A 12,839-nucleotide genomic window follows, 5' to 3' on the forward strand; every position below is an offset into this window, starting at 1 on the left:
ATGTCAGATCCAAAGCTCACGACGACCTTCCTGATCCTGATATCCGGTTGAGAACATTCGCTGGACGGCGGACGTTGCCGGGCTGGAACCACCGTCTCCGGGCCAGCTATACTACTCTCGTCGAGGGCGTTGCCAGAGACTCTTGCACCTGACTTGCGAACATGTTGGTACTTGCGGCATTCGCCTGAAGGTCAATATCGTGCTCGGGACCGTAAATGCCCAGCCTGTTCCGCTTCCTGACCATCGTCGCCGCGCTCGGTGCGATCGCTTACGGCGTGATTCTCGGGCTGGCGAATTTCGTCGAACCGACGCCGCGGGACATGACGGTCACCGTCCACCCGGACAAGTTTCTCAAGAAATAGCTGCTAGAGCTATTCCGGCTTGACGGAATCAGGGTCGGGCTCGAGCTTTTTATTTTACGCGTTTTCTTTACGCGAACAGGTCATCCATCCTCGGGTCAAGCCCGAGGTCATGCTTCGCTCGAAAACGTTATAGGCCGCCGCATGAGATCCAATAACTCCTCCGACGCGAAGCTGGTCGCCCTGTTCCTCGACATGCTGGCGGCCGAGCAAGGCGCCGGCGAGAACACGCTCGACGCCTACCGCCGGGATCTCGAGGATTTATCCGCGTTCCTCGCCCGTGCGCGGCGGAATTTCGTCATCGCCGAGACGCAGACGCTAAGAGACTATCTCAACGACCTCGACCTCAGGGGCTTCAAGTCATCGAGCGTCGCACGACGCCTGTCGGCGATGCGCCACCTGTTTCGTTTCCTGCTGAGCGAGCGCGTCAGGAGCGACGATCCCGCGGCCATCCTTTCAGGGCCAAAGCGGGGACGCAGCCTGCCCAAAGTCCTGTCGATAGCGGATGTCGACCGCCTGCTCGCTCACGCGAAGGCGGACGCCGAATCTCCGGACGCCCCACCTGCCCGGCGATTGCGCGCGGCGCGGCTCTATTGCCTGCTGGAAGTGCTTTACGCCACCGGCCTGCGCGTTTCCGAACTGGTCTCCCTGCCGCTGTCGGCGGCGCGGCGCGATGCTCGCATGATCGTGGTGCGCGGCAAGGGCGACAAGGAACGGCTGGTGCCGCTGAACAATGCCTCGCGACAGGCGATGGCCGACTATCTCCAGGCGATGGCGGATCAGCGCGGCGCAGGGAAAGCCGCGTCGCCGCGACAGAGCTGGCTGTTTCCGTCGTTCGGCGAAAGCGGCCACCTGACACGCCAGCACTTTGCCCGCGAGCTGAAGGAACTCGCGGCGGCGGCCGGCCTCGCGCCCCGGCTGGTCTCGCCGCACGTGCTGCGCCATGCCTTCGCGAGCCATCTGCTGCACAACGGCGCGGACCTGCGGATCGTGCAGACCCTGCTCGGCCATACCGACATCTCGACCACGCAAATCTACACGCACGTCGTGGAAGAGCGCCTGAAAAGCCTGGTGCGCGATCTGCACCCGCTGGCCGAAGCCTGACCGGCGCTCATCACGAACGCCATTCAGCGGCGACGCCGCCGAAGGCCTCAACTTCCGCGCCTCCGCTTCGCCCTTGACTCGACGCTGATCAGCCGCGAAAGAGCGCTCGCACCCGACCGCACTTGACCCGCCCTCCAAGACACGTTTTACCTACCTCCTAAATATTTGAATAAAAGGACCTTTCTCTCTCTTATCGACAGATTTCCCCTCCACGCGCCTTCGTCTCTATACTGCTGGAATGCCCGATCCCATGCGCAGCTACCTCGATTTTGAAAAACCCGTCGCCGAGCTCGATTCCAAGATCGACGAACTGCGTGCGCTCGCCGCCTCCGGCAGCGACATCAGCGAGGAAATTTCCAGCATCGAGGAGAAAGCCGCGCAGGCCCTGAAGGATCTCTACGCCAACCTGACGCCCTGGCAGAAAACCCAGGTGGCGCGGCACCCGCAGCGCCCGCACTTCTCTGATTTCGTCAAGGGCCTGATCACCGAGTTCACGCCGCTGGCCGGAGACCGCAAGTTCGGCGAGGACGACGCGCTGATCGGCGGCTTCGGCCGCTTCCGCGGCGAAAGCATCTGCGTCATCGGACAGGAAAAGGGCGCAACCACTGAAAGCCGGCTGAAGCACAATTTCGGGATGGCGCGCCCCGAAGGCTACCGCAAGGCGGTCCGGCTGATGGATATGGCCGACCGTTTCGACATTCCCGTGCTGTCGCTGGTCGATTCCGCCGGCGCCTATCCCGGCATCGGCGCCGAGGAACGCGGCCAGGCCGAGGCGATCGCCCGCTCCACCGACGCGTGTCTCTCGCTCGGCGTCGCCAATGTCGCGGTGATCATCGGCGAGGGCGGCTCCGGCGGCGCGATCGCGATCGCGACCGCCAACCGCGTGCTGATGCTGGAGCATGCGATCTATAGCGTGATCTCGCCGGAAGCGGCGTCGTCGATTCTCTGGCGCGACAGCAGCAAGGCACAGGAAGCCGCGACCAACATGAAAATCACCGCGCAGGATCTGCTGCGGTTCGGCGTGATCGACGCCATCCTCAAGGAACCGGCGGGCGGCGCGCACCGTGATCCCGCCGCCGTTATCGCGCTGACCGGGGACGCCATCGCCGGCGCGTTGAACGATCTGCGCACCCTCGACCGTGATTCGCTTCGTCAGCAGCGTCGTCAGAAGTTTATCGATATCGGGCGTAAACTGGGCTGAGCGCACGCTCCGCTTCTTCGGGCGAGACGCATTCCGTGCCTCTTCCGGATCGCCGGTGAACGTTTCAGCCGGAAACCCATGGCCCTTCCCGGTTTGCTCCATTCCAGAATATGGCTTTTCCGGAAGCCGCCGAACCGCCCTAATTCAGCCCCGTCCGGAATATTTAGTCTCCATTCACCATCGAGGTCGGAGTTCACCTCGTTCGGTTCCGCTCAGCTTGCGGGCACAGATGCTTAAGGATATTATTTTATTCAATGGCTTGGGGCACGACGCCATGAATTCGGGGTGGAGGCTTGCCCGTCCCTAGCGGAGCTTTGCTTTGATCAATCGTTCGATCGCTCGCACGATCATGACCTCCGCCGTGCTGATGGGCAGTGCGCTTCTGGCCGGCTGCAACACCGACGACGCCTCGCTCGCGAGCAACGCCAAGGCCAACCGGCCGGTCTCGCCCAAGCTCGTCGCGGCCATGACCGCGAAGGACATGGAGCTGCAATCGCCCATCCTGATTCGGCTGTTCAAACAGGAAGCCGAACTGGAAGTCTGGAAGCAGGACCGATCCGGCAAGTTCGCCCTGCTCAAGAGCTACCCGATCTGCCGCTGGTCCGGCGATCTCGGCCCCAAGACGCGCGAGGGAGACCGTCAGGCTCCGGAGGGCTTCTACAGCATCACGCCCGCGCAGATGAACCCACGCTCTTCCTATTATCTCTCGTTCAACACCGGCTACCCCAATGAGTTCGACAAGTCATTGGGACGCACCGGTTCCCAATTGATGGTGCACGGCGACTGTTCCTCCCGCGGGTGCTACGCCATGACCGACGAGCAGATCGCCGAGATCTACGCTGTCGGACGGGAATCATTCTTCGGCGGTCAGCGCGCCTTCCAGTTCCAGGCCTATCCATTCCGCATGACGGCTGCGAATCTGGCGAAGCACCGCAACAATCCGAACATGCCGTTCTGGAAAATGATCAAGGAAGGCAACGATCATTTCGAGGTAACGCGTCAAGAGCCGAAGGTCGCATTCTGCGAGCACAAGTACGTGTTCGATCCGGCGCCACCGCCCGGCTCAACCCGGCCGCTCGAGTTCAACGCCTCGGCGAGATGTCCCGCCTACGCGGTGCCCGACGACATCGCAAGCGCCGTACGCGACAAACAGCAGCGCGACAACACCGAAATAGCCAAGCTGATCTCGAAAGGGACGCCGGTCGCCAGACTCAACACCGGGATCGATGGCGGCATGAACCGGGTGTTCGCAGCCAAGCTGCCGGGCGGCCAGACGGGGCTTTCAGACCCCGGCGAATCCGACATCAAGGCCACGGCGTTTTCGTCGGCGCCCGGCACCATTCCACCGACGGTGAACCCGCCTCGCAATTCGGCGCCAGCGACAACCGCGGCCTCCTATGAGCCGGAGACTGACGTACGGCCGTCATCGGCTCTGCTTGCTCCCTCCAAGCCGAGCAACATCTTCACCAATCTTGCGCACAAGATGGGTTTTGGAGACGCCGACACCACCGCCACGACCAATGCAACCGCTTCGGCCACGTCCGGCGAGTCTGGCTCGGCCAGGCCGAAGACGGCAACTCCGGCGCGCAGCGTTTCTTCTCGCCCGGTCGCAGCGAAGCGCGCGGCGCCCAAAACGACAGAGAAGACGGCCGAAAAAACAGCCAGGCCTGAACACGTCGCAACCGCGCGTCCGCAATCGGGATCTCCGAATGCGTCGGCGTCGCCGGCCCCGATTCAGAGCACGACGCCGGCAGCGTCATCGAACTCGTTCGACAGCCGCTTCTCGGTAACCCCGTAAAGCTCTCCGCGCCTTAGTTAATATTCACGCAAGCAGCCGCACGGTACGCTCAACTCTATAGCGTTTTCGGGCGAAGCATGTCCTCGGGCTCTACCCGAGGATGGATGACCGGTTCGCGTGAAGAAAACGCGTCAATCAAGGTTATGGAGCCTCGCTTCTGATTCCATCAGAAGCGAAAGGCTCTAAGTTGCTTCTGAGAGGGGGCATCTTAAGCGACCACGATGCGCACTTCAGGCGTAGCGGCCGTGGCAATGCTTGTACTTCTTGCCCGAACCGCAGGGACAATCCTCATTGCGGCCGATCTTGCCCCAACTCGCGGGATCATTCGGGTCACGGCGGGAATGGTCCTCACCTCCCGCCGACGCCAGTGACGCTCTGGCAAAACTGCTTTGCGCGAGCGCCATCTCGTCCTCGCCGGTGGTGGGATCGAACTTATGGGCCTCCATCTCAGGCAGCGCCGGCTGCTCCTCCTCGGGCGGCACGATCTCGACGCGCATCAATTGCCCCGTCACCGCCTCGCGCAGATGAGCGATCAGGCTTTCGAACAGGGAGAAGGCCTCCGACTTGTATTCCTGCAGCGGATCGCGCTGGCCATAGCCGCGCAGGCCGATGACCTGGCGCAGATGATCGAGCATCACCAGGTGTTCGCGCCAGAGATGATCCAGGGTTTGCAGCAGGATGGTCTTCTCGACATAGCGCATGACGTCGGGGCCCCATTGCCCGACCTTGGCCGCCATATGCTCGTCGACGCGGCTTTCGATGCGCGACAGCAACTCCTCGCCCGCGATGCCCTCTTCCGCGGCCCATTCATCGACCGGCAACTCGATGTCGAGCACGCGCTTCAGCTCTTCTTTCAGGCCGGCGACATCCCACTGCTCAGGATACTGATTCTCCGGAACATGCTTGGCGACGAGATCCTCGACGAACGCATGGCGCATGTCGGCGACGGTTTCCGCGACGCTTTCGTTCTTCATCAGATCGACGCGCTGCTCGAAGATCACCTTGCGCTGATCGTTCTGTACGTCGTCGTACTTCAGCAGGTTCTTGCGGATGTCGAAGTTGCGCGCCTCGACCTTCTGCTGCGCCTTCTCCAGCGCCTTGTTGATCCAAGGGTGGGTGATGGCCTCGCCTTCCTTGAGGCCAAGCCGCTGCAGCATGGTGTCGAGCCGATTCGATCCGAAGATCCGCATCAGGTCGTCATCCAGCGACAGGAAGAATTTCGAGCGGCCGGGATCGCCCTGACGGCCGGCGCGGCCGCGCAACTGATTGTCGATACGCCGCGACTCGTGGCGTTCGGAGCCCATGATATAGAGCCCACCGGGGTGGGTCACGGTCTTGGCCGGCTTTGAGCCCTTGGCCGGCTCGATCTCGACGACTTCCTCCGCCTTGAGCACCATGTCGCGGAAGCGCTCGATATCGGCCTTGATCTCCGCGATTTTCGCCTGCTTCTCGGCTTCGTCGGCGATGTCGGCCGTCTCGAACTGGGCGCGCATCTCCAGCGAGCCGCCGAGTTTGATATCGGTGCCGCGACCGGCCATGTTGGTGGCGATGGTGATCGCGCCGGGCACGCCTGCCTCGGCGACGATATAGGCTTCCTGCTCATGGAAGCGGGCGTTCAGCACCGCGAACAGCTTCGCCGGTTTGCCGGCGCGAGCCGCGGCGTACAGCTTCCGCATCGATTTCGGGTCGCCGAAGTCGATCAGCTTGTAGCCATGCTTCTTCAGATAGTCGGCGAGCACTTCCGATTTTTCGATCGAGGCGGTGCCGACCAGCACCGGCTGCATCCGCGCATTGGCGCGTTCGACCTCGGCCAGGATCGCGGCGTATTTCTCGTTCTGGGTCCGGTAGACCTCGTCGTCCTCGTCGAGACGCGCGATCGGCAGGTTGGTCGGAATTTCCACGACCTCGAGCTTGTAGATGTCGGCCAGTTCGTCAGCTTCCGTCGCCGCGGTGCCGGTCATGCCCGCGAGCTTCTTGTACATCCGGAAGTAGTTCTGGAACGTGATCGAGGCGAGTGTCTGGTTCTCCGGCTGCACCGGCTGATGCTCTTTGGCTTCCAGCGCCTGATGCAGTCCTTCCGAGTAACGGCGGCCCGGCATCATGCGGCCGGTGAATTCGTCGATGATGACGACCTCGCCTCCGCGAACGATATAGTCCTTGTCGCGGGTGAACAGCGAATGCGCGCGCAGCGCCTGGTTGATGTGGTGGACGACGGAGACGTTCTCGACATCGTAGAGCGAGTCGCCCTTGAGCAGGCCAGCGTCGCGCAACAGCGTCTCGATCTTCTCCATGCCGGCCTCGGTGAGTGCGACCGTGCGCTGCTTCTCGTCGATCTCGTAGTCAGCGACCTTTTCGAGATTCGGCATGAAGGTATCGATGGTGTTGTAGAACTCGGAGCGATCGTCGAGTGGGCCGGAAATGATCAGCGGCGTCCGCGCCTCGTCGATCAGAATCGAGTCGACCTCGTCGACGATCGCGAAGAAGTGCTCGCGCTGGACCATGTCCTCCAGGCGATACTTCATGTTGTCGCGGAGATAATCGAAGCCGTATTCGTTATTGGTGCCGTAGGTGATGTCGCAGGCATAGGCCGCCTTGCGCTCGACGTCGTCCAGGCCATGCACGATCACGCCGGTGGTGAGGCCGAGGAAAGAGTAGACCTGCGACATCCAGCCCGCGTCGCGGCTTGCGAGATAATCGTTGACGGTGACGACGTGAACGCCGTTGCCGGCGAGCGCGTTGAGATAAACGGCAAGCGTGGCGACCAGCGTCTTGCCTTCGCCGGTCTTCATCTCGGCGATGTCGCCCTCGTGGAGCACCATGCCGCCGACCAACTGCACGTCGAAATGCCGCTGGCCGAGGGCTCGCTTGGCAGCCTCGCGCACCGTGGCGAAGGCGGGAACGAGGAGGTCGTCGAGGGTCTTGCCGTTCGCGAGCTGCTGCCTGAACTCGGCGGTGCGCGCCCGCAGCGCCTCGTCCGACAGCGCGGCGATTTCGGGCTCCAGGGCGTTGATGGCTTTGACGCGGGATTGATATCCCTTGACCCGCCGATCGTTGGCGGAACCGAAAAACTTGCGGGCAAACGCGCCGATCATCCCAAATTCCTGTCTTCGCGATTCGCCGTTGCAGCCATGTGGTCGTCTCCTGGGCCCTCCGCTTCTGAATTCAGAAGCGGCAACGAGTTTGCTTCACGCGAACCGGCAATCCCGCTCAAAAACGCTCTAGGGCATGATCCCGAAATAGTGGAAACCGGTTTTCGGAAAAGATCATGCTCCAACAAAAAGATAAGCGACGAGTCTGATTCAACGCCGTTGAAGCAGACTCTCGTGTCCTGAACCGAAGCTCGCTCTGCAGCGCCTTCCCTAGCGAACTTCGGAACCACCGCACGAACCGCCTATCAACTCAACTCATCGTGACGCATCAGGGCTGAAAGTCCCGAAAGCCGAGCGTCCGCATCATGGGTTGAAATTCGGCGACCCAGGGTTCAATCGCAAAAGGATAGCCAGAACCAGCCTTTGCTGTCGACCGTCCGGCAGAAATATGGCCGGCCCCGTGGGTTGTCAACGGTGGCGGGAGCGCGGATCCGGAAAGTCCCCGCGGCGGAAACGGCGATGTCCGCCTGTCCGGGGTTCATGATTTTGACAGAGTTTTCGCGTTGCCAAGACCCCGCGATTGAGCGAGTGTCCGCCGCCCACATCCTCCTCCTGGAGATCAAGGACTTCCCATGACCATCTCATTGCCCGCAACGAAACACTTTCTGCGCGTTCGCCTGGTCTCGTCCGTTCTCGGCGGCTGCCTGGCCGCGGTTCTGCTCGCCGGCACGCCGGTCCACGCGGATGATGCGAATCCCGTGCTGGCGAAAGTGAACGGCTCCGAGATTCGCCAGAGCGACGTCAATCTCGCCGCGGAAGAGATGGGTCCGAGCCTTGCGCAAATGGAGCCGGCGGCCAGGCAGGAGAACGTGCTGGCGTTCCTGATCGACATGAAGATCATCGCCAAGGCCGCCGAAGAAAAGAAGGTCGGAAACAGCGAGGATTTCAAGAAAAGGCTCGCCTTCGCCCGCGACCGGCTGTTGATGGACAGGCTGCTGGTGTCCGAGGGCAAGGCCGCGCTCACCGACAGCGCCATGAAGACCGTGTATACGGATGCCTCCAAGCAGATCACCAGCGAACAGGAGGTTCATGCCCGCCACATCCTGGTTCCGACCGAGGAAGAAGCCAAGAAGGTCGAGGAGGAACTGAAGAAGGGCGCGGACTTCGCCGAGCTCGCCAAGAAGGAATCCAAGGATCCCGGCGCCTCCGACGGCGGCGACCTCGGCTTCTTCACCAAGGAGCAGATGGTGCCGGACTTCTCGAAAGTCGCCTTCGCGCTGGAGCCGGGCAAGATTTCCGATCCGGTCAAAACCCAGTTCGGCTGGCATATCATCAAGGTCGAGGAAAAGCGCGACCGCAAGGCCCCGGACTTCGATCAGGTGAAGCCCCAGATCGAGCAGTTCGTGACACGAAAGGCGCAGGCGGAGTATGTCGCCAAGCTGCGCGAGACAGCCAAGATCGAGCGTTTGAACAAGCCCGCCGAACCGGCAAGCGCCGACGGGGACAAAACAAGCCCCGCCAAACCCGCCGACAACAAAACGCCGGCGAAGAAGTAAATCTGCGATCTCGTCCTGCGTGGGCCGGTTTTGACCGAAACCGGCCCGATCGCCGACTCGAGATTACAGCGTTTTCCGGCGAAATATGTCCTCAGGCCTGACCCGAGGATGGATGACCGGTTCGCGTGAAGAAAACGCGTCAAAACAACAATCCAGAGCTTCGCTTCTGATTTAATCAGAAGCAATAATGCTCTGGAAGCTGCGGGATTTGAAGCTGGCAGCCTTTCGGGTGCGTCGGGACAGTAGTCTTTAGCCTCGGTCTCGAACCTCAGCGCTCGCCTCGGTCTCGCATGTTATTTTACATGAGAAGGGGGTCGGATCACCCCGGACGTATGCCTTCTGCTGTTCGATGCGCCAGGGACATCAGACTTGAGATGGCAGTTCCGTGATTCGGTATTGAAGACCCAGGATCTGCAAACGCTGTGGTCTGCCTCACAGGCACGCCGGCATACTCGGGCATCCCTGACCTTGCGCGTCGAAATAAACGTGCCTCCTCCCCGCGCGGTGTTGAGCTGGAATTCTCGCTCGACGACGCCCGACGTACTGTCTGTCCTTGTTTTCTTGCTTGGGATTCGCGCGTTCAAACGACAGAGCCTGCGATCCGGTGCGAGTGTCCAGGAATTGCATGCGGCGGTCTGGATGCAGTGGCTCTGGCAGAGGTCCGTAGCGCTGATAGGGAAACGTCCCAGGCGTAGAAACGGCATTTACTTCCAAGGATTTGATGACTGTGCGTCCCGCAAGTCGTTCCGTGTTTCTCTCGATCACCGGCAGGTGGACCTCGTCCGCCTGTCCGCGACGGCACAGCCTTCGGCAGGGTTTCCGGGGCCGGACCCGTGACCGCGAGCCACCAAGCCAACAACCACGAGCCAACAATTGACCCTCGCTCTTCCAGTTTGCCCGGTCCCGGCCAAATCGGGACTTGACCCGCGCCTCCATCTCATTTGATGGATTGCCGGATCAAGCTCGTGGCGTGAGTTTGACATCCGCCTCCCGGCCGGGATGTTTCGCAGCGTATGTCCAATTCGAAATCCCTCGAGAAACTGACTCCGCCCGCAGTCCTTCCAATTCCAACAATCGCAAGATGTCCGCCGAATGGGACGCGAATGTTGGACTCGGACCACAAGGCAATGATGAGAAAGCCATGTCCACCGCCATATCTCCCCTCGCCCCGACCGATGTCCCGGACATGCCTGAGATCGCAGGTGTTCGCCTCGCGACCGCCGCCGCCGGCATCCGCTACAAGGGCCGCACCGACGTGCTGCTTGCGCTGCTGGACGCAGGCACCACGGTGGCCGGCGTATTCACCAGATCCCGATGTCCGTCGGCGCCGGTCGAATGGTGCCGGGCGCGCCTGAAAGACGCTCATTCATCCAGGGCGGGACTGGCGCTGGTAGTGAATTCCGGCAACGCCAACGCCTTCACCGGCAAGACCGGCCGACAGGCCGCCAAACTGACCGCCGATATCACCGCGAAAGCGGCCGGCTGCAAGGCGTCGGATATCTATCTCGCCTCGACCGGCGTGATCGGCGAACCGCTCGACGCCACGAAGTTCAACGGCGTGCTGGAGACCTTGGTGAGTAATGCCGCCCCGCACCGCTGGATGGACGCGGCGCACGCCATCATGACCACCGACACCTTTCCGAAAGTGGCGACGGCGAGCGTGAAGCTCGGCAAGACCGCCGTCACCATCAACGGCATCGCCAAGGGCGCCGGCATGATCGCGCCCGACATGGCGACCATGCTCTCGTTCGTCTTCACCGATGCGCCGATTACGGCAACGGCGCTGCAATCGCTTTTGAAAAGCGGGGTCGAGGACACCTTCAACGCCGTCACCATCGACAGCGACACCTCCACCTCCGATACGCTGCTGGCCTTCGCGACCGGAGCCGCAGGCGCTCGCGGCGCGCCAAAAATTTCGCGCGCCAGCGATCCGCGCCTCAAAGCGTTCGTGAAAGCCTTTCGCGGCGTGCTGGCCGATCTCGCCGAGCAGGTGGCGCGCGACGGCGAAGGCGCGCGCAAGCTGGTCGAGGTCATCGTCGAGGGCGCGACCTCGAAGGCTTCGGCGCGAAAAATCGCCAAATCGATCGCCAACTCACCGCTGGTGAAAACCGCGATCGCCGGCGAGGACGCCAACTGGGGCCGCGTGGTCATGGCGGTCGGCAAGGCCGGCGAGCCGGCCGACCGCGACAAGCTGTCGATCTACTTCAACGGCATTCGCGTCGCCAAAAGCGGCGCGCGGGATCCGTCCTACGACGAGGCGGAAGTCTCGAAAGCCATGAAGAACGACAGGATTCAGATCAAGACGACGCTCGGCCTCGGCAAGGGACGCGACCGTGTGCTGACCTGCGACCTCACCAAGGAGTATGTCGCGATCAACGGCGATTACCGGTCGTGAAGCTCACTTTGGTCGTCGCCTGTGCCCTGATCGACGCCGACAACCGGGTGCTGATCGCGCAGCGGCCGGAAGGCAAGCAGCTTGCCGGCCTGTGGGAGTTTCCCGGCGGCAAGCTCGAGCCGGGCGAGCGTCCCGAAGAGGCGCTGATTCGTGAACTGCGCGAGGAGCTCGGCATCGTGACGCAGGAGGGTTGCCTGGCGCCGCTGACCTTCGCGAGCCACGCCTACGAGAGCTTCCATCTGCTGATGCCGCTCTACGTCTGCCGGCGCTGGGAAGGCACGGTGACCTCGAACGAGGGGCAGACGCTGAAGTGGGTCCGGGCCAACAGGCTTCGCGACTATCCGATGCCGCCCGCGGATATCCCTCTGATTCCGCCGCTGGTCGAGTTGTTGATGTAGCCAGAACCTCGTCATGCCCGGCGTTGTGCCGGCCATGACGAAACCTTATTCCCGGCCCGGCTTTTCTTTTGAAGTGTTCCTCACCGCTTCCTCCAGACTCGCTTTCGCCGAACCCGGCTGCAACGGCTTCTGCTGGCTCTCATGCGGCGACCATCCCGAGAGCCATACGATATCGAAGGTCGCGCGGATGCGGCCGTCGGAATCAGAAAAGCGCTCATGATAGATCTGCGCCATTCGCAACAGGGTTGCGCGGCGTAACGGCCTGCGGTGACGCTCGGTCAGCACATTCGTCGCGCCCATGCCGCGCAGATCATGCATCAGCGCAAAAGCATCATCATAGCGCACCACGACGCGGTCGACGTCCGTCACCGGCAGCGCGAAGCCCGCGCGTTGCAGCAGCGAACCGATATCGCGAAGGTCGGCGAACGGCGCGACGCGCGGCGAGATGCCTCCCTCACACTCCGCCTCAGCCATCGCGAACGCCTGACGCAATTCGGTCAGCGTCTCGCCGCCGATCGTGGCCGCCAGCAGCAACCCGTCCGGCTTCAGAGCCCGGCGGATCTGCACCAGCAGGCCGGGAAGATCGTTGACGAACTGGAAGGCAAGTCCGGAGACGGCGAGATCGAGAGAGTCAGGCGACAGCCTCACCGCTTCGCTCTCGTCAACCGGGAGTTTGACGCGCGCAGGCTCCCGAATCCGGACGGAGAGAGCATCGCGCACCTGATCGCCGGGCGTGCCGATATCCGCCGCGTGCTGAAGATCGCGCAACACGGCGTTCAGCCGCTCCGCCATATCCTCCGCGACGCGATCCAGTAGAAACGGCACGGCTCCCGCTTTGGCCGCGCGTTCCTGTCGCGCGCGCAGCAAAGCGCGGTCGAACAGAACGGGCGGAGATGAGGGGTCCGGAGCCATGCGGCTTGGTACGCTTTTCGCTCGCCA

Annotated in this window: 10 protein-coding genes; 7 read left to right on the plus strand and 3 right to left on the minus strand. The window is 62.3% G+C overall.

Annotated elements, in window-relative coordinates; all coding sequences use genetic code 11:
* Nucleotides 1–215 precede the first annotated feature (215 nt).
* From NWI01_RS04190 to NWI01_RS04205, 4 genes are all read left to right on the plus strand, one after another.
* Entirely contained in the window at nucleotides 216–362 is a 147-nt protein-coding gene (locus tag NWI01_RS04190; RefSeq protein ID WP_141382683.1) for a histidine kinase, read from the plus strand.
* A gap of 141 nt (nucleotides 363–503) precedes the next feature.
* On the plus strand, nucleotides 504–1,463 hold the full coding sequence (xerD, locus tag NWI01_RS04195; protein ID WP_141382684.1) for a site-specific tyrosine recombinase XerD: 960 nt from the start codon (nucleotides 504–506) through the stop codon (nucleotides 1,461–1,463).
* Nucleotides 1,464–1,701: 238 nt separating this feature from the next.
* Entirely contained in the window at nucleotides 1,702–2,664 is a 963-nt protein-coding gene (locus NWI01_RS04200; RefSeq protein ID WP_141382685.1) for an acetyl-CoA carboxylase carboxyltransferase subunit alpha, read from the plus strand.
* A gap of 319 nt (nucleotides 2,665–2,983) precedes the next feature.
* A complete protein-coding gene (locus NWI01_RS04205; RefSeq protein ID WP_141382686.1) occupies nucleotides 2,984–4,462 on the plus strand; it encodes a L,D-transpeptidase family protein in 1,479 nt (492 codons plus the stop codon).
* Between the two features lie 230 nt (nucleotides 4,463–4,692).
* Here NWI01_RS04205 and secA read toward each other — a convergent pair whose 3' ends face one another.
* Nucleotides 4,693–7,554 (minus strand): preprotein translocase subunit SecA, encoded by a 2,862-nt coding sequence (gene secA / locus NWI01_RS04210; protein ID WP_141382687.1) that lies wholly within the window; start codon nucleotides 7,552–7,554, stop codon nucleotides 4,693–4,695.
* A gap of 629 nt (nucleotides 7,555–8,183) precedes the next feature.
* On the opposite strand from secA, the gene NWI01_RS04215 reads away from it, so the two are divergent.
* Entirely contained in the window at nucleotides 8,184–9,107 is a 924-nt protein-coding gene (locus NWI01_RS04215; RefSeq protein WP_141382688.1) for a peptidylprolyl isomerase, read from the plus strand.
* A 293-nt stretch (nucleotides 9,108–9,400) separates the two neighbouring features.
* Here the strand turns inward: NWI01_RS04215 and NWI01_RS20245 are convergent, their stop codons facing one another.
* A complete protein-coding gene (locus NWI01_RS20245; protein WP_141382689.1) occupies nucleotides 9,401–9,811 on the minus strand; it encodes a PAN domain-containing protein in 411 nt (136 codons plus the stop codon).
* A 437-nt stretch (nucleotides 9,812–10,248) separates the two neighbouring features.
* Between NWI01_RS20245 and argJ the strand changes: the two genes are divergently transcribed.
* Nucleotides 10,249–11,502 (plus strand): bifunctional glutamate N-acetyltransferase/amino-acid acetyltransferase ArgJ, encoded by a 1,254-nt coding sequence (argJ, locus tag NWI01_RS04225; RefSeq protein ID WP_141382690.1) that lies wholly within the window; start codon nucleotides 10,249–10,251, stop codon nucleotides 11,500–11,502.
* Nucleotides 11,499–11,900, plus strand: a complete 402-nt coding sequence (mutT, locus tag NWI01_RS04230) for an 8-oxo-dGTP diphosphatase MutT (protein ID WP_181410360.1) — start codon at nucleotides 11,499–11,501, stop codon at nucleotides 11,898–11,900. Before argJ ends, mutT begins: the two co-directional genes overlap by 4 nt.
* A gap of 45 nt (nucleotides 11,901–11,945) precedes the next feature.
* Here mutT and NWI01_RS04235 read toward each other — a convergent pair whose 3' ends face one another.
* A complete protein-coding gene (locus NWI01_RS04235) occupies nucleotides 11,946–12,812 on the minus strand; it encodes a methyltransferase domain-containing protein (RefSeq protein ID WP_141382692.1) in 867 nt (288 codons plus the stop codon).
* Nucleotides 12,813–12,839: the final 27 nt, after the last annotated feature.

The organism is Nitrobacter winogradskyi (assembly GCF_006539545.1).
Taxonomy (GTDB): domain Bacteria; phylum Pseudomonadota; class Alphaproteobacteria; order Rhizobiales; family Xanthobacteraceae; genus Nitrobacter; species Nitrobacter winogradskyi_A.

Excerpts from the sequence above, each read along its gene's own strand:
- NWI01_RS04190 (WP_141382683.1), top strand. The coding sequence starts at position 216 with ATGCCCAGCCTGTTCCGCTTCCTGACCATCGTCGCCGCGCTCGGTGCG.
- xerD (WP_141382684.1), top strand. The coding sequence starts at position 504 with ATGAGATCCAATAACTCCTCCGACGCGAAGCTGGTCGCCCTGTTCCTC.
- NWI01_RS04200 (WP_141382685.1), top strand. The coding sequence starts at position 1,702 with ATGCCCGATCCCATGCGCAGCTACCTCGATTTTGAAAAACCCGTCGCC.
- secA (WP_141382687.1), bottom strand. The coding sequence starts at position 7,554 with ATGATCGGCGCGTTTGCCCGCAAGTTTTTCGGTTCCGCCAACGATCGG.
- NWI01_RS04215 (WP_141382688.1), top strand. The coding sequence starts at position 8,184 with ATGACCATCTCATTGCCCGCAACGAAACACTTTCTGCGCGTTCGCCTG.
- NWI01_RS20245 (WP_141382689.1), bottom strand. The coding sequence starts at position 9,811 with ATGCCGTTTCTACGCCTGGGACGTTTCCCTATCAGCGCTACGGACCTC.
- argJ (WP_141382690.1), top strand. The coding sequence starts at position 10,249 with ATGTCCACCGCCATATCTCCCCTCGCCCCGACCGATGTCCCGGACATG.
- NWI01_RS04235 (WP_141382692.1), bottom strand. The coding sequence starts at position 12,812 with ATGGCTCCGGACCCCTCATCTCCGCCCGTTCTGTTCGACCGCGCTTTG.